1 protein-coding gene is annotated in these 326 nt (G+C 65.0%); it reads right to left on the reverse strand.

What is annotated here, in order from left to right; translation table 11 throughout:
* A partial coding sequence (gene gspM, locus ISP20_RS21455) for a type II secretion system protein GspM (protein ID WP_239536276.1) occupies positions 1 to 326 on the reverse strand: 326 nt, incomplete at both ends.

Consider the following 326-nt stretch of genomic DNA (forward strand, 5'->3'; position numbering starts at 1 on the left):
TGCACTTCCAGCGGCACGGCCGCTTGCTGCATCGCGGCCACCGGATTGCGATAGATGCTCAAGTCATCCACGAACAGATACGGGGTGCCCTGCTCCAGATCGTGCAGCGTTTCGGCCAGCGGCTGGATATCGCAATGCAGGGTGATGCTCACCGCCACTTTGCGATACGGCTCGTCGGGCGCGGCCGGTGGATTGGTTACCGGCATCTTCTGGGTGACATCGCAGGCGCCACCTTGCGGATGCGCCGCCACCGCATCGACCACGCGCTGCATGAGTCCGGCGGCCGCGGCGTTCGAATCGTCTTCCGGCAGGAAGGCGTGACTGGC

It is taken from the genome of Dyella kyungheensis (genome assembly GCF_016905005.1).
Taxonomy (GTDB): Bacteria; Pseudomonadota; Gammaproteobacteria; order Xanthomonadales; family Rhodanobacteraceae; genus Dyella; species Dyella kyungheensis.